Below are 22,413 nucleotides of genomic sequence, written 5' to 3'. Positions count from 1 at the left end.
ATGAACAAGGTTTTGCAGTGTTTAACATTCGTAGCAGCTTCGACTATGTCATTATTTGCTGTGGCAAGTGAAGGCGAGGTATTAGTCATTTTATCAAGCGAGACAACCATGGAACTTGCTGGTGGGCACAGCATTGAGACAGGTTATTACCTTAACGAGTTTGGTGTACCTGCAAAAGCTCTCGCAGATGCGGGCTATGAGCTTGTGTTAGCAACGCCAAAGGGGAATGCTCCGCAGGTTGATAAAAAATCAATCAGCGTAGATTACTTTGCTGGTGATGAGCAGAAAATGAGAGAGAGCCAAAAATTTATTGCATCGTTACCCAATATTAATGATACCGCTAGTTTGAGTGAGATTTTGGCAGGCGGTTTGAGCCAATATGATGCAGTGTTTATCCCTGGTGGTCATGCTCCGTTGATTGATTTAGCAAATAATCCTGAAGTCGGTGAAATTTTGCGCCACTTTAATCAACACGGTAAACCTACGGCGGCAATTTGCCACGGCCCAATTACCTTATTATCGGCACAAACTGAGCCTAAGGCGTATTACAGTGCAATCCAAACTGGGCAGACGGCGTCAGCAAGCAATTGGATTTATGATGGCTATAAAATGACAATATTTTCTGATCCAGAAGAGCGAGTGTTTGAAAGCAGTTTAGAAGGTAAAAAGCTTAAGTTCTATCCGGCTATGGCAATGGAAAACGCTGGTGGAAATATGGCATTTGCCAGCGAGTGGCAGCCTAACGTGGTTGTTGACCGCGAACTCATTACGGGGCAAAACCCATTTTCAGATACGTTGTTAGCTGAAAAACTATTAAAAATGTTAGCAAAGTAAATTTGTAAAAGTATTACCTATCAAAAATTTAGGAGGCAAATCGATGCTAAACTTTATTTATAAAAATCAAACAGAAATTTTATTTGGTAAAGGTCAAATTAGCGAAATTTCATCACGCTTACCAACCGATGCAAAGGTGTTGTTACTCTACGGTGGTGGCTCAATAAAGAAAAACGGCGTATACGACCAAGCTATGAGTGCACTGGCCGATGTTGACGTTATAGAGTTTGGTGGCGTTGAGCCAAACCCAACTTACGAAACACTGATGCAAGCGGTTACAACGGCAAAAGAGCACCATGTTAACTTTATTTTAGCTGTTGGTGGTGGCAGTGTTATTGATGGCGCTAAGTTTGTTGCTGCAGCCTATAACTATGCAGGGGAGCCGTGGGATATCCTTGTTAAAGGGGCAGAGTTTAGCAATCCTTTACCAATCGGTGCGGTATTAACCTTACCTGCAACAGGCTCTGAGAGTAATGGTAACTCAGTGGTAACTAAAAAAGAGACTTCACAAAAGCGCGCTTTTTCGTCACCAACAGTACAACCTGTTTTTGCTGTACTTGATCCTGAATACACGTTTTCGTTGCCTGCACGTCAGGTAAGTAATGGTGTGGTTGATGCGTTTGTTCACGTGATTGAGCAATACTTAACGTACCCTGTTAATGCACCATTACAAGACCGTTTTGCAGAAGGTATTTTGCAAACCTTGATTAGCGAAGGGCCAAAGGCGCTGAGCGAGCCACAAAATTACGATGTTAGAGCTAATGTGATGTGGTCGGCTACGATGGCACTGAATGGTTTAATTGGTCAAGGTGTACCGCAAGATTGGTCTACACATATGATTGGCCATGAATTAACGGCACTTTATAACCTTGATCATGCACAAACGTTGGCGATTGTTCTACCTGCCTTAATGCATGTTCAAAAAGAACAGAAATCAATTAAAATTCAGCAGCTTGGTGAAAGAGTGTTCGGACTAAATTATAGCGACGAAGCTGAGCAAATCGATAAAACGATTAAAGCTGTACAGGACTTCTTTGAGGCCATGACGGTGAAAACACGTCTAGCTGATTATGACCTTGACGAGCAAGCTATTGAGGCCGTTGTTGCTAATTTAGAGAAAAACGAGCTAACGAAATTAGGTGAGCATGGTGATATTGATTTAGAAAAGGTGAAATCAATCTTAGCATTAGCACTTTGAGTTAGTTAAAACTTAATATGAAGGGGCGTAATAGTGATTAACTGTTACGCCTTTTTTAATGTCTAAAGCCCAAGCAATAAGCAAAGTGGGCAATGGCAAAATAGTCTAGATGCCAGAGCGCATTGAGTCTTTGCTCCTAAAAACTGCATATTCACAGAAGCAGTGCCTTTAACTTCAGTACTACCTAAAGCAGCTTGCTGTGGCAGTTTTTAATAATGCTATCTATGTGTTTGATGATGCGGGGAACATAACAAAGGGTTGACCGTGAGGTTATTAATTTCAAAGCAATTAAATTCAATGTAAAAGTACGAGACGAGGAGCGAAAATAACGGGGTGTTGTATTGGTTGATGAGGGAATAAGTTCGCTAAGTGAAGCAAGAATTGTGTTGTATTTTTTAGCAATTTTAACATGAAGGATACAATTACCTTGACCGTGTGTTTCTGATAAGGGAAAATGCACGGTTTTTAAATTAAAAATAGAACTTAATACCAACATCTAAAGTGAACTCACCTCCGGCTATTGTTTAATCGAGAGCTAAAGCACTACCTTAAGGATAGGGAAATGACCAAACTAACATGTCTAGCGATGCTTTTACTTAGCACGCAAGCTATCAGTGCGACTAAAAGCACACCTGAATATAATCAATTTGGCGATGCGACTTATTCAAATTCGCAACCAATTAATTATGACGAATCTTATTTTACAAGTCGCGCACAGCAAAATATAGCGCCGACTACTTCGTTGAGTAAAACCTTAGCGACAACAACTACATCAGAATTAGAAAACATAGAGCTTACCTCGGTGTTTCGCCGTTTTTCATTAAGTAATTCAACAGGTCTCAATGGTCTTTATGCTGTTGACTTGTTCGGTAACGGTAATAAGCAAATTATTTCGGTGCAACAAAACGATTTTAATATTATTGAGTATAAAGATAATCAATATTCAGTCGTTGAAGGTTTCGATTCTCAGGATTACATCACTGATAGTACATTGGTAAAAAGCATTGCCGATGATACATATTATTTAATACTTATGACGAGCAGTCAGATAGTAAAAATTAACTTACTAACAATGAAAGTCGAAAGTACTAAGAATGTAGTTTCTAGCCAATCAGTTACGGCAAGAGATATTAATAACGATGGTCAGGACGAGCTTATTGCTATTGCCAATAGCCAGATTTTAATACTAGACCAGTCAGACCTTTCTGTTATTTCAGAGCTTGAGTATTACGGTAACAAATTTGTTGTTGGTTCGTTTACCGAGCAAAATGTTCACGAATTAATGCTTGAAGATGGCAAGTTGTATCGTATCTCTGAAAATACAATAGATTATATAAAAACACTGAACAGCCAACTAACAGGTATCCATTTACAAAGTGTTGATACTAACCAAGATGGCTTAGATGAAGTCATTAATGGTCAAGGCTGGTATTCAATTGAGTTAATCAGTCCAAATACAGACAGTATTGTGTGGACAGCCAATAGTGATTTAGATATTTCAAAAATTATAGTTGCAGATATCAATAATGACGGTGCCCAAGAGCTAGTATATGGCGATGGTCAGTGGGGGCAAATTCATGCTTTGTCTTTAAGTTCTGGCGAGGAGTTTTGGCAAATCAATAACCCTGAACACAGTGTTTCAAGTATTTTGGTGGATGATTTTAATCTTGACGGAAAAACAGATATTGCATGGGGAGCGGGTTACACATCTTCAGGTGATGACGGGTTTTATATTCATACCGTTGAAGATAAGTCTATGCAATGGTCGCAAACGATCACTGTCTATTCACAATTTTTGCTAGGACTTGCTGATATTGACGGTAAAGGTGGAATTGATGTTATTTTTTCTGAGAATGGCACAAATAAGCTTCAAGTTATTGATATAGAAACAAAAGAGCAGGTGTTACCTAGCATTGCTTTGACCGATGGCTGGAATGACTACCAGTATGTGATTACTGCTGATTTATTCAATGATGGCAAAAACTATTTAATTGTTGCTGGCTCAGAAACTTACACTGGAAATATACAAGTATTTTCACCAGAAAATGGAAACTTACTGTATACAGTTCCTTTTCAAAGTGGCGACCAAATTTCAACGATTGAAGCCCATGACATCAATAACGATGGTCTATTAGAGCTGATTGTAGGTAACGGCGCATCACACACCGGCAGTGAAGGCTCTTATATACGAGTTTTTAATGGGCAAACGGGTGAGCTACTTAAGCAATCACCTCGCTTACAGAACTTTTGGGGTGGGGTTTCTGGCATAGTCGCAGGCATAGATACACAGCAAAGCAGTAAAGAATTATTTGCTTTAACAGCTAACCAATTAGTTAAATATAATTACACTGATAATAGTGTCACTAATTACTCTTTAAACGACAGTTTTAAGTCGCTAGAGGGTGTTGTTGTTGATGGTAAAAAAGCGCTTTATGTTGCCAACCAGTATGGCCTTTTATTCTCGTTCAAAGAATCAGGAGAAATGTCAGAAGTTGCGCAACTATGTGACAATTCATTAAACAATATAGTATCTACACGCGCAGGCTTCATCTTATTTAGTTGTGAAGATAAGTTTGGAGAGTACGACTTAATTAATGATGAACTGCTTTATGAAGTAGCGCGTGCAAATCAACGCAGTTCTATTGTGAGTGCAACATACAAAGGTGTGGACTATTCACTGCTTTCAGGAAAATCTATAGAGGTGTTCTCGAATGAAGCCGCAGCACCTTTAGCTACACCGCAAGATAGCGAGGTAACATCTCATGTGCTTGCAGCAATCGACGTTAATCTTAATTTGAGTGATATTGATTTTGTAGTGTTTGAAAATAGCCCTAGCCTTGGCCAATTAACGTTTATTGACCGCAAAACAGGGCAGTTCACATATACGCCTAACGGCGCTGTAGGTGTTGATGAATTAGCGTTTTATACAGTAAAAGGCCGTTCACGTTCTGAGCTCGCAAAGTTCACAGCTACCTTAACAAATCAGGCGCCGGTCGTTGAAAACTCTACGATTAAAACACACTGGAATACACCCTTGATACTTAATTTGCCAGCCTCTGATGCAGATGATGAGCAACTTATTTTCACTGTAAAAAATGAGCCTCAACATGGTCATATTGAGTTACTTGATCAAAACATGGGTGAAATTAAATACACGCCGAGTGGTGAATCTTTACAGCCAGTTTCAATTACTTTTACCGCGCAAGACTCCCTTGAAGAGACGGCACTTGCCAATGTTGTTGTTGAATTAACAAATACCACACCAACAGCTACAGATTTAAGTTATGAAACTTATTACTCAACGGTAGTTAATGGTCGTTTTATTGGCAATGATGAAGACAGTGATGAGTTAGAATTTGAGCTAGTAACAAGCCCAAGTTCTGGCGAGCTTAGTTTTGATAAGGACACAGGCTTGTTTGTCTACGAGCCTGCGGGTGAGTCGACTTATGCTGTTAACTTTAGTTACCGAGCAAAAGACAGATTTGCTTCTTCAGAGGCTAAAACTGTCATGATTAACGTAGTTGGCAAAGCTGACAACTCAAGTTCTGATTCAGGTTCTGGTGGTAGCGTGTACTACTTAATATCTTTGCTGTTAGCCATGGTCGCGTTTAGACGTAAACTTAAGCTATAAGTAAAAGTAGTTTATTTATGCTGTATCAATTAACGTGGTGCAGCATTTTTATGTCTGCTGTTAAATATTGGCATCACGAAAGATAAATAGTTCACAAAAAAAGCCTCCGTTAGGAGGCTTTGGCTTAGGTATATCACCTACAACAACATAATGAGTTAGAAGGTACCGCGAATACCTACGTAGTATTGGCGACCTGTAAAGTTGGTTGTCGCAATGATTGACTCATCGTTATTAAAGTAACGATCGAAGCGCTCATTGGTTAAGTTTGTCACATTGAATGTCAATGAGTAATTGTCATTGATTTTATATGACGAGCTTAAATCAAGCTGTTGGTAGTCGTTTACATGACGAGGGCCTGCGAAGAAACCAAATGATGGCTCAAGTAAGTATTTCTCACGATAGTTGTAAGATAAACGAACTGATGCTGGACCTTTTTCATAGTAACCAACTAAGTTATATACATTCTTCGATAGACCTGTGTAGCTGAATGTTTGACCTTCAAAGCCATCACCAAAGTTAGTGTCACTGTCTGTATAAGTGTAGTTTGCTAACATGCCTAGACCATCAAATGGAGCAGGTAAGAAATCAAACGTTGTTTGGAAACTTAACTCAGCACCAGAGATAGTTGCAGAAGCCGCATTTCGTGGACGGTCTACAGATGCCCAATCAATTCCAGCGATTGTTTCTGGCGCACTTGAATTAAATACGAAACCATCGATCTCTTTTTGGAATAATGCACCACTTAGAAGACCTGTGTCGTTGAAGTACCACTCAAGTGATAAATCGAATGAATCAGATTCAAACGGTTCAAGGGCCGGGTTACCAGCAGAACCTGTTAGAGTTGTAGTACTAAATGTAAAACGCGGTGAAAGCTGTGAAAGCGTTGGGCGTGTTACAGTTTTACTTGCACCAAAGCGTAAGTACACTTCGTCAGTTAATTCAGCATTTAAGCTTAAACTAGGTAAGACATTTGTGTAATTACTGCTCGTTGAGCTTGTTTCACCAACAACATCGTAGTCACCGGCACTGCGGATGATGATTTCTACAGGTAGTGCACCCGTTGCTTCTACATCAGTTTTGACTGCACGTACACCAACATTACCTTTTACTGGAATGTCTGCAACGTCAAAGGCCATGTTTGCTTTGATGTAAGCCGCGGCAATGTCTTCTTCAACTTTGAATGAGCTGATGCTATCAAACTGTCTTTCAACACCATACTTGTTGTGGAAATCAGTTGGGTCACCAATAACAAAGCTACGTATTACATTTGCATCTGGCGCTTCACCTAAGAAATCGTCAACAGGGAAATCAAGTAAGTTGATTGCAGATGTTGGTAGTACCGCAGGAACACCATTAGCACCTGTAAAGCTATTACCTACATATGCTTTGATCTCTTTTGCACGTTGTGTGTAACGTACACCAGCTTCAAGACTTGTGAAATAGTCATTGTCTAAGAAGTATTTGGCATCAAAAGCGAATGATAAAGACGTATCTTTTACATCACGGGCATTTGAATTACCAAATGCAACACGGTAGTTGTCAGGATCATTCAGATCAGTGCCTGTAACATATAGATCAGGAATACCATTATCTGGATTACGTGCGTCATATACTACGTCTGCAAAGGCTTGTAGTAGTACGCTCTTCAGATCACGTGTTTGCTCGCCTTTTGAATAGCCGATATCAAAATCAAGTACCCAATCTTCATTTGGTGCCCAGTTCACGTGTGTACCAAGTGCTAGAGTATCTGATTCAAGTTTAGTTAATTCTGATACACTTCGGAATTGTGTTTGTGGTGCAACGGCATAAACAAGATTATCGTTTTCAACAACAGCTTCAGTAACTAAGAATGGGAAAATACCACCTACACCACGACCGTTAGGATCATTAATATCGGCAGCTACCCATTGACTTGGATCTTGTGGGCCACGGAATTGGAAACGAGCAGGCAGTTGCAGTGCTGTCTCATCAACATCGAATGTTGCATATAAACCATCGAATGTAATGTTCAACTCATCGCTTGGCTGAAATTCAATAACTGCATTTAAACCTGTACGAGTTCTCTCATCACCATAGTATTGAGTTAGTGGCTCAATTGGGTATAGAGAGTTAGGGTAATCGATACTACCATCGTTAGTACCACCTGGAACTGTGGCAAGATCAGGACGAATTTCAACACCGTCTCCTGTACCTGGGCCAAAGTTTACATTACCCCAAGAGAAGTATTCATCTTCACGCGTTTGACGTTCTGAATAGGTAACACCTACAAGTACACCAAACTTTTCATCGTCAGATTTCCAGTTCACGATACCTGACAAGCGAGGATCTGTTGAATCTGCAAGTTCACTGTAAACACCTTCGGCTGACCAAGCACCCGAAAAGCCTACTTCATCAGCATCAAGCGGTTTACGCGTTTTAATATCTGCGTTACCACCAATACCGCCTTCAAGTTGGTCTGCTGAAACGGTTTTATACACGTCCAGTTGTCCAATTAACTCAGAAGGAAGTACATCAAGAGAGAATTGACGGCCAATACTACGGCCAGACGATAACGAACGACCGTTTAGTGTTACCTGTGTAAAGTCAACTGGTAAGCCACGGATTTGTACATATTGACCACCAAGGCGACCATCTGTACTACCATTCGTGCCACCATTTGGGCTACCACGAGGACGGTCTATCGAAATACCCGGAACACGTTGCAGCGACTGCGCGACGTTTTCATCGGGAAATTTACCCATATCCTCAGCAGCAATTGAATCAAGAATTTTGTCCGAACCGCGTTTTGTCGCGATGGCTTCTTTCAAGCTCAATCTTACGCCGCTGACTGCAATTACTTCGATATCATCATTTTTAGCATCCTGTGCTTGTGTATTCTCCTCCGCCGCTACTGTGCTTCCCATTAGAGAGAGCGCTACAGATAAGGCTATTTGGCTTCTGGTGAATTTCATCATATTGACCCCCATCGCTCTAAGCGTATTGTTATCGTGAATGTTCAAATGTCCATTCAGTGATATATAAAGACTAAAATTCCGTCAACGCGCTTTAGTGATTACGTTGTTTAGATTTCTTAGTTAAAATTTTGCCAAGATTAATGTTTTATAAATGAAACAAGTTGGTTGCAAACCTGTTAACAGGACGTTTTCTGAATATTCCTGAAAAACGCTTTTTCACCAGAAAAACAGCACGTACCAAAAGACAAATAAGTATTTAAAAGTGGGGAGGTGAGGTAAGTGCATAATTAGTTGTGCATCCGTCAATTCTCGTCGTTAAAGCCCATTTTCTTTGAGATTAACAATGACGTGTCTTTAAGTTTTCTAATTACCTCATCAAAATTAGCATTACGAGATTCATCACGATACATAAGTATCGATGTTAATAATACGGCCACTGCATTATGGTAGTAATCAAATATAGGCACACCGATATCGTATACGCCTGTCAAAACAGGGCTCGGCATAGCTTCGTGGCCTTGCTCTTTTACCCTTAACCAAATATTTCGCAGTGCCATCAAATCAAGTGAAACCTCGGGGTGATTCTCTTGATATGCTTTAAGCATGCGCTCGCGATTATCATAAGATGCAAAAGCAAGTAACACATGACCAGCACAATTATCAGTGAGCGGGCCTCGCCCTCCGACTGGTAAGGTTAAGCAGTTACTGTTGGTGTCATAATCTTGGTGCGAAAGTATTAAACCGCCGCCATCGGAGTACACGACTAAATGACAAGATTGTTGAATTTCGCTACACAGCGTTTGAATGATCGGAAATGCAACGTTGTTTAAATGGTGGACTGGGGCGTACCGGTGGGTTAGTCGATATAGTTTTAGGGACAGTCTGTAAACACGTTCTTGCTGAAAAAACTCAAGATAATGTAAATCATTTAGTACTGCGACCATACGAAATATTTCAGCTTTAGATTTCCCTAATGAATCAGAAATTTGCGTAAGGTTAAGGCCTTCAGGAGTTTTTGCCAGTAATTCTATAATGGCCATGCCTTTCTCAAGAGCAGGTGCTTTATACTTGGTATCTTTCTCAGTCATTGGGTACGTCTAATCACTTATAAAAAGAGGTTGGTGGTCATACATAAGTGTAGACTTTTTGTTAACTTATGCACTTTTATATCGCTGAAAAAAGCGGTAAAAGTATGTGTATATCTCATCTATTTCGTTTTGGTCAATAAACCAATTCTTATTTTTATATAAAAATTATAGCGTTAAGCTGCCTATAAATTATTCATCAAACGTTTTTTAAACAACGTTTAGTCTCCATTGAACCAAAACATAGCTAGGCAATAGTTAACAGTCTGCTTTGTAAATTTCATGTTTTAAATGTGAATGTTTTGTATTTGAAACCCTGCTTGCGTTTAGTTTCATTAAAAAAATCTCATTCATGTCAAAGTCACAAGTGATTGACCTAGTAAGTCGTCCGTTACTAACGTAAGTAACAGTGCATCAGTTGCTAGGAATAAAATTGTGAAAGTAGGTATTTGTGGTTTAGGTGACCGTTTGAGTTATGTCGCCAAAGTTATGCATGAGCTAATCCCAAACTTTAATTTGGTCGCTTTTGCTGATCCGGAATCTGTAAAAGTTGAGTACATGGAGTCCCATGGTATTTCAATGCGATCTTATGATGATCTTGCGGATATGTTAGCTAATGAGCAGCTAGATATGTTGATGATTGGATCACCCAATCATATGCATTTAGAGCACCTTAGATTAGGAATTGAAGCAGGTTTACTGATTTTTGCAGAAAAGCCAATTGTCATGTCAGAGCAGCAAACCTATGACGTACTTGAACTTATCGCTAAGCATAATGCGTTCGATAAAATTCTGGTAGGCATGGTTTTACGCTATGCTCCTTTATACAAAGATTTAATTGCAGCAGTTTCTTCAAAGCTATTGGGTGACATTACAAGTATTGAAGCATCTGAGCATATTCCACCAGAACATGGTGCATTTTTTATGCGTGATTGGCGTAGACACCATGGTTTGTCTGGGGGCTTCTTACTTGAGAAATGTTGTCATGATCTTGATCTTTACCAAGGTCTTGTGAAGAGCCGTCCAAAAAAACTTGTTAGTTTTGGTGGTCGTAAAACATTTACGCCAGAAAACAAACACCTTGGTAAACACCCTGTTTATCATCAACGTAAGTCACGTTGGAATGGTATTGATGAAGTGTTTGATAACGACTCGGAGTTGGTGGATCACCAAACAGCGCTGATTGAGTATGAAAACGGCATAAATTTAAGTTTTCATACAAATTTGAACGTACCGAATGATTATCGTCACTTCAGTGTGTTTGGCACGATTGGTATGGCTGAAGGGGATTTTGTACGAAATTACTTTAAAGTACATGACTGTATTACCTCAGGCGCTCTTATCGATAAGTCATACATACATGATGATTCAGTTTCTATGCACTACGGTGCTGAAGAGGAAATGGCTGCCGATTGGATTGCTTACTTTGAAAATGGAACACCGTTACCAGTTTCAATTGTTGATGCTTTACAGGCTGGCTTAACGGCTATCAAGCTAGATGAAGCTCGCCAAACCGGCACAATTATAGACATGACTGAAACATGGAAAAAATTTGATAGCTACCTAAATAAAAATTAAAAGCATTGGGAGATTCACATGGTCTTAATTGATTGGTTAATAGTTGCGTTTTATGTAGTAGCAGCCGTTGTTATAGGGATGCTCTTTACAAAAAAGGCCAGTGAAAGTACGGCTGATTTTTTTGTTGCAGGTCGATCATTACCTTGGTACATCGCTGGCACATCCATGGTGGCAACGACGTTTTCGTCAGACACCCCCTTGTTTGTGGCAGGGGCCGTGCGTGAGCAGGGCATCTATGCAAACTGGATCTGGTGGGTTAGCGTAATCGGGGTAATTATCTCTGTATTTTTCTTTGCTAATTTATGGCGTCGCTCTAAAGCACTGACAGAGATTGAATTAATCTCACAGCGTTATGATAAGAGCTTAGCCACAGATTTTTTGCGTATATTCAAAGCGATATTTGATGGTGTATTTGTAAACTGCATCATTATTGCTTCGGTTACGTTAGCAATGTCAAAAATTATAGTGGTAATTTTAGGGCTCTCACCAGAGCCCTTATTTGCAATTCCTTTATTTGGCGACATTACTGCGACGACATTAATTCTTATAGTATTAGCGGTTGCTGCTGTTGTTTATACCGCTATGTCGGGTTTATATGGTGTTGTGTACACCGACCTAATTCAATTTGCGCTCGCTATCATTGGTTCGATGGTTTTAGCTGTTATCGTTTATGTTGATTTGCAAGATCATGGAGGTATCGTAGCTGCAGTTGAAGCGTCACCTGGCTTTAATAGTGATACGTTAAAAATGATCCCTGATTTTGAGTGGGATCTAAAAACAGCCACTTTCTTAATTTTGGTTTGCATAGGCTGGTTAAACTATGCCCCAGGGTTTGGCTTTTTCCTTCAGCGAACATTAGCTGCGCGAAGCGAAAAAGATGCCATGCTGAGCTTGTACTGGTTTGCGTTTTGTCACTTAGTATTGAGAAGTTGGCCGTGGATCATTGTGGGTGTGGCGTCATTAGTGTATTTCCCAGCGATCGCCGATGCCGAACAATCTTATCCTATGATGATTGATGAGTTTTTACCTGTAGGTTTAAAAGGCATTATGGTGGCGTCGTTACTTGCTGCCTTCATGAGTACTTTAGATACGCAGCTAAACTGGGGGTCGTCATACTTGGTCAACGATGTTTACGAGCCTTATTTAGTGAAAGGACGTGAAAAAGCGCATTATATTAAAGTTGCACGCATCAGCATGCTAGCACTAACTCTGTTTGCTCTAATAGTCACGACTCAGCTGGAGAGTATTTTGGGAGCCTATGAGTATATTACCGTTATCATTATTCCGATTTCAGTTGTATTAATAGCTCGTTGGTATTGGTGGCGCATTAACGTTTGGTCAGAAATAAGTGCACTTTTATCTGCAGTAATTGTAGGTAATGCAATGATGTATATTTTACCTGATGAAGGCGATGCTAAATGGTTTGCTGTTCGTATGCTGATAACCACATGCGCAACTTTGGTTATTAGCTTAATTGTGACATTGCTTACAACGAGCAAAACACCCAGCCCGAAAACAATTGAATTTTATAGCCGCCTTAAGATTCACGGTAGAGGATGGAAAAAAGTTAGAGACATCACAGGTATAGAGCCAATAGCAGCTGGAATTAAAGATAATGCTATTGCCTGTGTCGCGAGTATTATCTTTATTTATTCCCTACTGCTTGGCATAGGTAACGCCCTGTTTGAAGATTGGTCTACCTTTGGTTATTACTTAATATTCATAATTGCATCTGGTTGGGTGGTAAAAATTAAGATGCCAAAAGTAATAGCTTCATTAAGGCAAGAAGTATAACAAAAGAGTTTTTTAGTTGTGTCGCAAGCCATGCAGTGCTCTTGTAAAGAGCATTTGCATGGCTTTTTTTTGTTTAAAAAATAGATTTTAAACACTTCAGCATACTGTTTATTTATAGCCATTTTATATCTGAAACGTAATTATTTTTAATGTCTTACAGATAAAACATAGAGAGAATAGTGATGTGTAACTTTGTAATTTATTTGTTAATTAAAAGCGGTTGTGTAGACTCATATTATAGCCTTTAATCATCAGTGGTTTAGAAATAATGAATAATAAACTCCTCAAAGTCGTTCCAAGCATTGCTCTAGCTTTTGCTTCATTGAGCGCTTGCTCATCAGAGTTACCTAAAGAGGTTAGGTGGATGCAAGATGCCAAGTGGGGCATTAGCCATCATTATCTGGCAGGTGGGACGCTAGATAACGCTTGGTATCAAATTACCGATTATGATGAATGGAATAACTATGTAAATGGATTTGATGTTGACGCTTATGCACAAAAGGCAGAAAAACTAGGTTACAGGTATGTGATTTTTACCTTGACCCAGAATCGCGGTTATTTGTCTACAACCAGTGAGATATACGATTTACATTCACCTGCTTGTCCAAAGGTTGAGGTTGCTCCAGGTTGTAAAACTCAACTTAACTCGAATCAAGCTGATTACACCCCATCACGAGACCTTGTTTTGGATTTGGCGCTTGCACTTAAAGCAAAAGGCATCAAGCTAATTGCATATCTACCTTCTCATTTAGGAGATAGATGGACGGGCACAAAAGTGAAAGCGCCTTATCCAGATTGGTTTTTAAAAGGGTTTATTAGTGAGCGAGCAAAAAAATGGGGCGATAATATTGCTGGTTGGTGGTTTGATGGTTGGTACCAAGCTGATGAGTCAGAGCAAGAATTAGCTGCAAACAATGCTTACCCAGTTGCTGATAAGTTAGCTGAGTCAGTGCGAAGTGGTAATCCTAATGCTGTTATCACTATTAGTGATGGATTTGACTATAGCTTCATTCCAAATGACCCACAAAGTAACTACACCCAAGGTGAGCATAATGAGCTTCCGCCCATTCCTGAATCAGGCGAAGTGACAACAGCACTTGGCACTAAAGTGCAGTGGCATGGCTTTACATATACATCACTGGAAGACCCACTTTTTGGTGGTTGGGGTCAAGTAAAACGAAGCCTAAAATACAGCAATGAAGAAGTCGCCGAGCGGGTGAAAGCTATTTCGCAAGTCGGGGGCGTTACCACTTTAGATGTTGCGATTAATCCAAATGGCACTTGGTTAGTCGACCGCTTGGTGCAGATCCAAACAGTCGGTAATACAGTGGGTACAACGCAAGATACAACTTACTCAGGCCTTGAATTAGTCAACGATGATGATCCACGTATCCAATACAGTGAGAATGGGAACTGGCAATCTGTAAGCCAAACGAATACTGGAGAGTATAAGCAAGATATGCACATAACCGAAGTAAATGGAGCTTATTTTAGTTACCAGTTTACTGGCTCGAGTATTGTCTTTGCTACTTCAAAAGCTGCAAACCAAGGTGACGTAGAAGTGATCTTGGATGGTCAATCACAAGGGACGTATTCAATTTTTGACGGTAACAATTATCGACAAGTACAAAGCATTGTTTTTGAAAAGCATGACTTGGCAGCGGGGCCACATACTTTAACCGTTAAGAAAGTTTCGGGTGATGTTATGCCCGTTGATGTTGTGTTATCGAAAAAACCTGAAGAATATAAAGCCAAATCGCAATAGCGATACCTAAATCAAGGGTGGAGTGATGTCCCCCTTTTTATTCTAGAGCAAGCTTAGAGTCGTCTAAATTGTGCGTTTTTAAGCTTGCTTTTTCTTGTCTATATTGAGTTTACCTCTAAAAATCTGCTGCACCTTACATTTCCTTTTACCGTTTGCTAAAAATAATGCTATATTTGTGGTTCTTACAAAAGTAATAAAATAATACAAATAAAAATCAATGATCAGGTTTCAATATGACATTACACACTAATAGCCCGCTAGTAGAGCAACGTGCCGACCCGTTTGTGCATAAGCACAGCGACGGCTTTTATTATTTTACCGGTTCTGTACCCACCTATGATCGCATTGAACTTCGTAAGTCTGCGACTTTAGAGGGCTTAAAAGACGCTGAGACCTTTGATATTTGGTTTAAACACGACAGCGGCCCAATGAGCCGACATATTTGGGCACCTGAAATTCATTACCTCGATGGTAAGTGGTATATCTATTTTGCAGCCAGCGAAGAACAAGATATCTGGGCACTACGCCCGTATGTACTTGAGTGTAAGGGTCAAGATCCATTAAATGACGAATGGGTTGAGCTTGGCATGATGCAAGCAGCTGACGGCGATGAAAAGTCGTTCACTGATTTTTCTTTAGATGCCACCATTTTTGAAAATAACGGTAAGCGTTACTTTTGCTGGGCAGAGAAAACTGGTGGCCAATTTGCGGCATCAAATCTTTATTTAGCTGAAATGGAATCGCCAATTAAGCTAAAAACCGCACAGTTTATGCTAACAACCCCTGATTATGATTGGGAACGTGTCGACTTTTGGGTAAACGAAGGCCCAGCAGTGCTTAAAAATAACGGGAAAATCTTCATTGCTTTTTCTGCAAGCGCAACTGGTGCATGTTACTGCATGGGCTATATGGAAGCTGACGAAAACAGTGACTTGCTTGATCGTAATTCTTGGACTAAAACACGTATGCCAGTGCTTGAAACAAGTGTTGAAAAGAAAATTTTCGGCCCTGGTCATAACTGTTTTACTGTTGCTGAAGATGGAGAAACACCACTGTGTGTTTACCATGCCCGTGACTATGAGCACGCAGTAGGTGAGCCAAGTGTGGTGCCAAAAACAGATACGCGTCCACTTGAAGAGATTGTAAAAGATCCGCTTTACGATCCAAACCGCCACGCTCGTGTTCTGGAAGTTAAGTTCGACGAAAACGGCCGCCCGTTATTTGAATTGTATTAATTTACTGTAATGCAGATTAAAAGTATTAAGCCACCTATATAGGTGGCTTTTTTAGCTTTAAAGCTTGGTTAAGCGGTGATGGCAGGGTACCAGTTTGCCAGCGTCACCCCAAATAAGCCGATTAAAAATACGACAGATATTAACGCCATCAAAGATGCAGTAGCGAGAGTGATAGATGTATGGGGAGTTTGCTCTGCATAGCGGACAAGCTCAGCGATTAAAAGAGGAACTAAATAAGAGCAAAGGCTTACGGCAATCACTGCTGGCCCTGTGAAGGTCGCGGTATCAACGCCTAAGGTGCCAAATACTAAAAACCATGCAAATATCATTAATCTAAAAAACAACACACCATTAGCTGCAAGGTATAAGCGTATCGCCCAAGTTTTATGCGCGTTGAAGTCACGAGCCCGCGCAGTTTTAACCGCGAATATACTTGATACAATAACCACAAAGCCGCCAAACATCGTCAGTGCATGCATCAAGGTATTACCAACGGTGCCCCTTACTATCATTAAGTACATGCCCGCAAATGAAATACAGCAAGCTAAAACAACAAAGACACGGCCATTATAACGATGAAATGTTCTGTATTTTGCTCGCAATTTTTCAATGAGCTGTAAGCTTCCACCAAGGATCATCACGACTGCAAATAATACATGCACTGCATACATTAAATTCCCGGTAGCATCATTGGCAACATAGGCGGTGTTATTTAGTCGGTTCCAACCTGATAGGCCTGTTGTTAATCCTGTCATTCCATAACCAAGAATGAGGTAAACCACAAAGCAAATTTGTGCCATTAGCAGGCTAGTAAACCAAAGTTTTTTACTGTATTCGAGCGCCTTCAAAGGCGTGACTTTGCTATTTCTGTTAGACATAACCAATTCCATTACATTTTTCTAATACCGCAAATATAAAGGGCTAGAGCAAGATTTCTTCTCAAATTCGAAATTTGAGCAATGAAAAACTGTATTTATTTATGACTACTAAAACAGGGATTGACACATTCACTAACAAACTCTTTTTGCTATGTTGATTTTGAGACAGTAAACTTGTCTGATTGGTAAATAATTCATCAAACACCCAATTTAAGGTATGCCGAGTTATGCAAAATACTTCCCCTTATTACGTGCTCGTTTTTGTCTGTATGGGGCTAATGCTGCTAAATGGCATGAAAAAGGATAAGCAGCTCATTCATTATCTGTTTGCTGTATTTTGTGGCTCGCTTTGCATGGTTGGTGTGCAAAAAATCAGTGCACCAAGTATAGGTGTTTACAGCTATTTAATTGGCTTATTTACCTGTGCTACCTGTAATATGTCTTGGCTGATTTCACGTACTTTATTTCGTGAGCACAAACCTATTTCTACCGTACATATTGCAGTGGCAGGCGCGATTGCGGGGTTAATTATGTTCAACCAAACTTGGCATTATTTAGTAAGTATTGATGTGCAGGTTTTCCCTGATAGCCAATTTATGTGGCGGTTAAAGCAAGGTATGGCCGAAATAACAGTGCTGCTATCTTCCAGTATTCTGGTGCTGTCTTTTTGGGAAGCATTACGAGGTTACAAAGATAAAACCGACACACATAAGTTGCAGGCAAAAATTTTTGCTAGTTGCTACTTTTTAGCGGTATTTAATGCCAGCATTTTGCCTAAGTTTTTATTTAGTGAAAGCGAATTTCAACGCTTTGAGCCGCTTATAATTACCTCATCTGCGTTATTGATTGTACTTGCGATGCAGTTAGTGATGTTTTTGCAAAAACGTGCTCATAGTAGCGTGCCTGAATCTGTTGATACTGAAGTAGTGAACTCTGAAGATGCAAGCACAGCCCACAAACAAACTGAGTTGTCTGAAAATAAAGAGGTAGAGCCTGAGATTATCACGGGTATAGAAGCACTGATCAACAAGCAGCTTTACTTACAAAGTAATTTAAAAATCTCTGATTTTGCACAAGTATTAGCAGTACCTGAGTACAAGATTAGCCGCGCTATTCGCCATCATTTTAAAGCCACTAATTTTAATTTATTTATAAATCAGTACCGAGTTCAGTACGCACAAACGCTATTACTAAAGGATGAAGCAAGTCATTGGAGTATTCTTAGTATTGCATTGGAAAGTGGTTTTTCTTCGCTTGCTACCTTTAACCGTGTTTTTAAAAGCATTGTTGGGGTAAACCCTAATGAGTTTCGTAAGCAGAACAACTCATTAGTTGAACAACAAATCGTGGAGCTTACTGATTAGCGTTCACAGTGGTTTTTGAGTTAAATGCTCTGCAATGACCTCAAACATAGTTTGTACTTCTATAGGCTTGGCTATATAACCTTGCATCCCTGACTCTTTGGCTTTGGTGAGGTCGGCTTCCATGGTGTTGGCGGTCATGGCAATAATAGGGATATGGGCAAACTTTGACTGCTCTTTAATTTTATTCGCTGCGGTATAACCATCCATTCTTGGCATTTGGCAGTCCATCAAAATACAATCGAATGTGTCTTTTTCGACAGCTTCAATGGCCGCAATACCATCTTCGGCAATATCAACAATAAAGCCATTTGAGCGCAGTATTTGTGATGCAATTTGTTGGTTAAGCGGATTGTCTTCAACTAATAAAATTCTTGAACCAGCGAGTTTTTTAAAACAGCTGGTATCAATTTTGTTTGTTTTCTTTTTCTCGATACCTAAGACGTGATCCAGTGATTTACATAAGTTAGCTTTGATAATTGGTTTTAATAAAATTTCATCAATATTTTTATCAAGCTTAGTTAAGCTACTTTTTACTTTTTGATTTTCAAATGAGGCAAGAATAATTATTTTCTTAATATTGATAGTAAGTTGTTTTTTTAGGTTATTGAGAAGGGAGCTGTGTTCATCATTAAAAATATGCCAATCAAGGAAAATAAAGTCATAGTCTTGGCAGGGATCTATGTTTAATAGTTTGTCATCATGATAAGAAATACTATCAACTTTTATGCCCAACTTTTCGAGTAATTTAAAAAGGTGCCTTTCTTTTACATGGTCTTGTTCAATTATTAGCGCACTTTTGTTTTTGTAATCGTTTGTATTATAGTTACTTTTTACAGCCGACTTACCAAAAGATGCGGTGAAGCTAAAGCAGCTGCCAGCATTTAGCTGGCTATCAACGTGAATATTGCCACCCATTAATTCAACTATTTTTTTACTGATCACTAAGCCAAGGCCTGTACCTCCAAATTTTCTTGTTGTTGAAATATCAGCTTGAGAAAATGGCTTAAATATCGTCTTGACCTGCTCCTCAGTCATACCAATCCCTTGATCAGTGACTTTAAATTCAATTTGAATATTCTCATCAGTTTGCGATACACATAAGAGTGTTAACTTAACATTTTTATTATTTGAAAATTTAATTGCATTACTAAGTAGGTTTAACAGTACCTGATTTAACCTTAACGTATCGCCAATGAGGTATTCGGGAATATTATCATCAATATCAAATATGACCTCAATGTTATGTTTTTCAATCAAGCTACTGGCTAAGTTAGCCAAAGTGGATAAAAGGTCATTAATATTGAAATCATTACTTTCTAATTCTAATTTATTCGCTTCGACTTTTGAAAAGTCTAAAATATCGTTAATGATCCCTAGTAAAGACTTAGCTGATAATTGAATTTTCTCAATGTAATCATATTGTTTGTCAGTTAACTCAGTATCTAAGGCAAGGTAAGCCATGCCTAATATAGCATTCATCGGAGTGCGAATTTCGTGGCTCATATTAGCTAGAAACATTGATTTTGCATTATTTGCAGTATCAGCGGCTATTTTGGCTTTGTTTAAGTCATCAGTGCGCTGGGCAACCTCTTGCTCTAGTGTTTCGGCTGCTTTTTTTAGAGTCATATTCGCTTCATATAACTCTAATGACTTCTGCTCAAGAAGCGCTTCAGCCTCTATTCTAGCTCGGCGCTCTCGCTCTAATCGACGTTTAAAAAGGTTCTCATCCACGCTAGATTACTTTTGTTATGGTAAAAATGGCCGATTGATAATCAGGTTCAATCTCACTTTTAACGGTCAATGTTTCATTAAAATGTTCGCATGCTCCTTCGATTAACCCCTCAGCTAAACAAGCAAAAGGGTTATATGAGCGATAGAACATTTGCATTTGTGTATCACTAATACGTTGTGTCCAAAAGCTTGGCAGCTCTGCATCACTGTATAGCTTCTTGACTTCGATATGAACGTGACGGTCAATAGTATCAAGGAAGTCAAAGGTGTTACTGACGTTTTTGAAAAAATGTGGGAATAATACAAAGAAGCGACCTAACAGGTACTTACCATAGGCATGTACAAGCTCATCAACAGGCTTATCAATATGTTTACTTAGTGAAGTGACTAGCATGATCAATTCTTTATTATTATAGTTGCCCACACTCGTATAAGCACCATCAGTGAACAGTGAGTTTTCTGTGATTATTTTATCCACTAGTTCATATGAGAACTCATGTTCAACCATATCTATAAATTCAGTAAAAATAATACCTTTCATGTGTAAATCTAACGATTCCTCATAATAAGAGTTTAGATGTAAAAATTAGATTTACAATTTCATACGAGTAAGGGGCATCGTACTTTATCCTTTATTGACAGATTATTAGCTGACTAACAAGCAAACAGGCAAAAGGGGATTATACTGGTAGTACTTAAGTTGTTCTTTTGTGGTTGGTGTACTGCTTTATGGTTATAGTAACGAGACTGAAAAAACGTTTACTTCTTGCTTTTACCTTTGCTTGCTTTGCTATTTTATTAGCGCAAACAATCATCAGACACTTTTGGATATTGCCAACCTTTGAAGCGATGACAAGGCAAAATGATCGGATTGATATTCAGCGGGTGGAGTCACAGCTCCAGCAAGAGGTTGATGCGCTGTCAAAAATGGTCTTCGATAGCTCAGCTTGGGATACCATGTATAAAGCTGCACAGCAACGTGATACTCAGTGGTTCAATACTGACTATGTTATTGCAGATGCATTACAACGTTTAGACGTAAATGGTTGGTATTTATATGATACACAGGCAAATATTATCGGCGGTGGCAGTTTTAATAATGATTATAAGCCTTACTCACCAACGATTTTAGAAACCCCTAATTTGTTGATAAAAAACAATCTAATAATCTTATCTGGCGATATAGCTAGTAGCCAATCTGAGTTAATTCATAAAGTCCGGTTTATTACCATAGATAAAACGCCAGCCGTGACCGTCGCTTACAATGTAACGAAGTCCGATGGCACCGGTGAATTTGTGGCTACGTTACTGCTTTGGAGCTTTATTGATGAAGACTTTGTCGAAAATCTAACACCAGGGTTAGCAAATGATATTAGCTTTTATAGCACTGATGAAGCACCAAAATATAAGGAACATCTAATTAGGGTGTTTGGTGAAAAAAGGAGTGCACTCGAGACTACTCAATACAATCGGCGGCTTTACTTAGGAGTCAATGACCAAGCAGGGGACTTACTGTTTGTACTATCTATCGCATCTCGTGAACGGACTTACGACCGAAGCTTGTTTGATAGCTCTCTAATTACCGGTTTATTGATTTCTGGTTCTGTGTTTATTTTGTTTTATTTATATATAAATCAACAGGTTTTAAGACCACTCAGAAAGCTATACATATTGGTAAATTCAGCAATAAGAAATAACGACTTTAGCGCTCGGGATGAGTATTTTGGTAATAACGAATTGCACCAGCTCGGGCGAGGTATGAATGAGTTATTCACTCTGATAGAAAATCAACGTGCAGAAATACTAGAGCGCCACCAGAAGTTAAAGCATATCAGTAACACCGATTCAATGACGACGCTTGCCAATCGTCGTGCATTAGATAAACATTTTACAATGCTTGCCAGCGATGCTGATTTAGCATCGCAGCCTATCTCAATGATCGTCGCCGATATTGATCATTTTAAACTCTACAATGATTTTTATGGACATGACCAAGGTGATAAAGCGCTATGTGAAGTCGCCAATATACTTAAAGATAATACCAATCCAGACAACCATTTTGTTGCCCGGTATGGCGGCGAAGAATTTGTAATTGTGCTTAGCAATACCGATAAGCATCAGGCACTCAAAGTGGCTGAAACGCTACGAACTGCTGTTGCGTCAGCTCACATTACTCACCAAGGTCGCACAGACTTAAGCTATGTTACTTTATCGATAGGTGTTGCCAGTAAGGCTGCTAATGAGGCGTTTGATTCAGATAGCTTGTTTAAAATAGCGGATGACGCGCTTTATAAAGCGAAAAAGCAAAGCCGCAACTGCTGTGTTGCAGGGTGAAGCTCAGCTATTGCTTTATAGCTGAGCTTCAC

General features: G+C 39.4%; 14 protein-coding genes. 9 read left to right on the top strand and 5 right to left on the bottom strand.

Annotation, left to right across the window (positions count from 1 at the left end):
* From L1267_RS09310 to L1267_RS09300, 3 genes are all read left to right on the top strand, one after another.
* Nucleotides 1-834 carry a type 1 glutamine amidotransferase domain-containing protein gene (locus tag L1267_RS09310; RefSeq protein WP_235382648.1) on the top strand — a complete coding sequence of 278 codons (834 nt, stop codon included), beginning with the start codon at nucleotides 1-3 and terminating at the stop codon, nucleotides 832-834.
* A 43-nt stretch (nucleotides 835-877) separates the two neighbouring features.
* Nucleotides 878-2,032, top strand: coding sequence for an iron-containing alcohol dehydrogenase (locus tag L1267_RS09305; RefSeq protein ID WP_135925774.1), 1,155 nt, complete (start codon nucleotides 878-880; stop codon nucleotides 2,030-2,032).
* Nucleotides 2,033-2,594: 562 nt separating this feature from the next.
* Nucleotides 2,595-5,663 (top strand): Ig-like domain-containing protein, encoded by a 3,069-nt coding sequence (locus tag L1267_RS09300; RefSeq protein ID WP_235382647.1) that lies wholly within the window; start codon nucleotides 2,595-2,597, stop codon nucleotides 5,661-5,663.
* A 155-nt stretch (nucleotides 5,664-5,818) separates the two neighbouring features.
* Here the strand turns inward: L1267_RS09300 and L1267_RS09295 are convergent, their stop codons facing one another.
* Nucleotides 5,819-8,617, bottom strand: coding sequence for a TonB-dependent receptor (locus tag L1267_RS09295; RefSeq protein ID WP_168246743.1), 2,799 nt, complete (start codon nucleotides 8,615-8,617; stop codon nucleotides 5,819-5,821).
* A 302-nt stretch (nucleotides 8,618-8,919) separates the two neighbouring features.
* Nucleotides 8,920-9,705 carry an IclR family transcriptional regulator gene (locus tag L1267_RS09290; RefSeq protein ID WP_135925771.1) on the bottom strand — a complete coding sequence of 262 codons (786 nt, stop codon included), beginning with the start codon at nucleotides 9,703-9,705 and terminating at the stop codon, nucleotides 8,920-8,922.
* 432 nt (nucleotides 9,706-10,137) lie between these two features.
* On the opposite strand from L1267_RS09290, the gene L1267_RS09285 reads away from it, so the two are divergent.
* From L1267_RS09285 to L1267_RS09270, 4 genes are all read left to right on the top strand, one after another.
* A complete protein-coding gene (locus L1267_RS09285) occupies nucleotides 10,138-11,280 on the top strand; it encodes a Gfo/Idh/MocA family protein (RefSeq protein WP_135925770.1) in 1,143 nt (380 codons plus the stop codon).
* Between the two features lie 18 nt (nucleotides 11,281-11,298).
* Nucleotides 11,299-13,074 carry a sodium:solute symporter family protein gene (locus tag L1267_RS09280; protein ID WP_199526781.1) on the top strand — a complete coding sequence of 592 codons (1,776 nt, stop codon included), beginning with the start codon at nucleotides 11,299-11,301 and terminating at the stop codon, nucleotides 13,072-13,074.
* Between the two features lie 268 nt (nucleotides 13,075-13,342).
* The gene (locus L1267_RS09275) at nucleotides 13,343-14,839 is read left to right on the top strand and encodes a hypothetical protein (RefSeq protein WP_235382646.1); all 1,497 of its coding nucleotides are present in this window, start codon (nucleotides 13,343-13,345) and stop codon (nucleotides 14,837-14,839) included.
* 233 nt (nucleotides 14,840-15,072) lie between these two features.
* Nucleotides 15,073-16,074 carry a family 43 glycosylhydrolase gene (locus L1267_RS09270; RefSeq protein ID WP_235382645.1) on the top strand — a complete coding sequence of 334 codons (1,002 nt, stop codon included), beginning with the start codon at nucleotides 15,073-15,075 and terminating at the stop codon, nucleotides 16,072-16,074.
* 68 nt (nucleotides 16,075-16,142) lie between these two features.
* On the opposite strand, the gene L1267_RS09265 is transcribed toward L1267_RS09270, so the two are convergent.
* Complete coding sequence (locus L1267_RS09265; RefSeq protein WP_235382644.1) at nucleotides 16,143-16,952, bottom strand: DUF2306 domain-containing protein; 810 nt, start codon at nucleotides 16,950-16,952, stop codon at nucleotides 16,143-16,145.
* Between the two features lie 227 nt (nucleotides 16,953-17,179).
* On the opposite strand from L1267_RS09265, the gene L1267_RS09260 reads away from it, so the two are divergent.
* Entirely contained in the window at nucleotides 17,180-18,316 is a 1,137-nt protein-coding gene (locus tag L1267_RS09260; RefSeq protein ID WP_235382643.1) for a helix-turn-helix domain-containing protein, read from the top strand.
* A gap of 3 nt (nucleotides 18,317-18,319) precedes the next feature.
* Here L1267_RS09260 and L1267_RS09255 read toward each other — a convergent pair whose 3' ends face one another.
* Together L1267_RS09255 and L1267_RS09250 are read right to left on the bottom strand one after the other, a co-directional pair.
* Nucleotides 18,320-20,047: a response regulator gene (locus tag L1267_RS09255; protein WP_235382642.1), complete on the bottom strand. Its 1,728-nt coding sequence runs from the start codon at nucleotides 20,045-20,047 to the stop codon at nucleotides 18,320-18,322.
* 1 nt (nucleotide 20,048) lies between these two features.
* The gene (locus L1267_RS09250; RefSeq protein ID WP_235382641.1) at nucleotides 20,049-20,588 is read right to left on the bottom strand and encodes a heme NO-binding domain-containing protein; all 540 of its coding nucleotides are present in this window, start codon (nucleotides 20,586-20,588) and stop codon (nucleotides 20,049-20,051) included.
* A gap of 188 nt (nucleotides 20,589-20,776) precedes the next feature.
* Here L1267_RS09250 and L1267_RS09245 point away from each other — a divergent pair, with 188 nt between their 5' ends.
* Nucleotides 20,777-22,381, top strand: a complete 1,605-nt coding sequence (locus L1267_RS09245) for a sensor domain-containing diguanylate cyclase (protein WP_235382640.1) — start codon at nucleotides 20,777-20,779, stop codon at nucleotides 22,379-22,381.
* Nucleotides 22,382-22,413 lie beyond the last annotated feature (32 nt).

The organism is Pseudoalteromonas sp. OFAV1, from assembly GCF_021532595.1.
GTDB lineage: Bacteria > Pseudomonadota > Gammaproteobacteria > Enterobacterales > Alteromonadaceae > Pseudoalteromonas > Pseudoalteromonas lipolytica_C.
Note: the sequence above shows the minus strand (reverse complement) of the source record. Positions and strands in the feature narration are given on the sequence as shown.

Excerpts from the sequence above, each read along its gene's own strand:
- L1267_RS09265 (WP_235382644.1), bottom strand. The coding sequence starts at position 16,952 with ATGTCTAACAGAAATAGCAAAGTCACGCCTTTGAAGGCGCTCGAATAC.
- L1267_RS09295 (WP_168246743.1), bottom strand. The coding sequence starts at position 8,617 with ATGATGAAATTCACCAGAAGCCAAATAGCCTTATCTGTAGCGCTCTCT.
- L1267_RS09275 (WP_235382646.1), top strand. The coding sequence starts at position 13,343 with ATGAATAATAAACTCCTCAAAGTCGTTCCAAGCATTGCTCTAGCTTTT.
- L1267_RS09260 (WP_235382643.1), top strand. The coding sequence starts at position 17,180 with ATGCAAAATACTTCCCCTTATTACGTGCTCGTTTTTGTCTGTATGGGG.
- L1267_RS09250 (WP_235382641.1), bottom strand. The coding sequence starts at position 20,588 with ATGAAAGGTATTATTTTTACTGAATTTATAGATATGGTTGAACATGAG.
- L1267_RS09305 (WP_135925774.1), top strand. The coding sequence starts at position 878 with ATGCTAAACTTTATTTATAAAAATCAAACAGAAATTTTATTTGGTAAA.
- L1267_RS09300 (WP_235382647.1), top strand. The coding sequence starts at position 2,595 with ATGACCAAACTAACATGTCTAGCGATGCTTTTACTTAGCACGCAAGCT.
- L1267_RS09270 (WP_235382645.1), top strand. The coding sequence starts at position 15,073 with ATGACATTACACACTAATAGCCCGCTAGTAGAGCAACGTGCCGACCCG.
- L1267_RS09245 (WP_235382640.1), top strand. The coding sequence starts at position 20,777 with ATGGTTATAGTAACGAGACTGAAAAAACGTTTACTTCTTGCTTTTACC.
- L1267_RS09280 (WP_199526781.1), top strand. The coding sequence starts at position 11,299 with ATGGTCTTAATTGATTGGTTAATAGTTGCGTTTTATGTAGTAGCAGCC.
- L1267_RS09290 (WP_135925771.1), bottom strand. The coding sequence starts at position 9,705 with ATGACTGAGAAAGATACCAAGTATAAAGCACCTGCTCTTGAGAAAGGC.
- L1267_RS09310 (WP_235382648.1), top strand. The coding sequence starts at position 1 with ATGAACAAGGTTTTGCAGTGTTTAACATTCGTAGCAGCTTCGACTATG.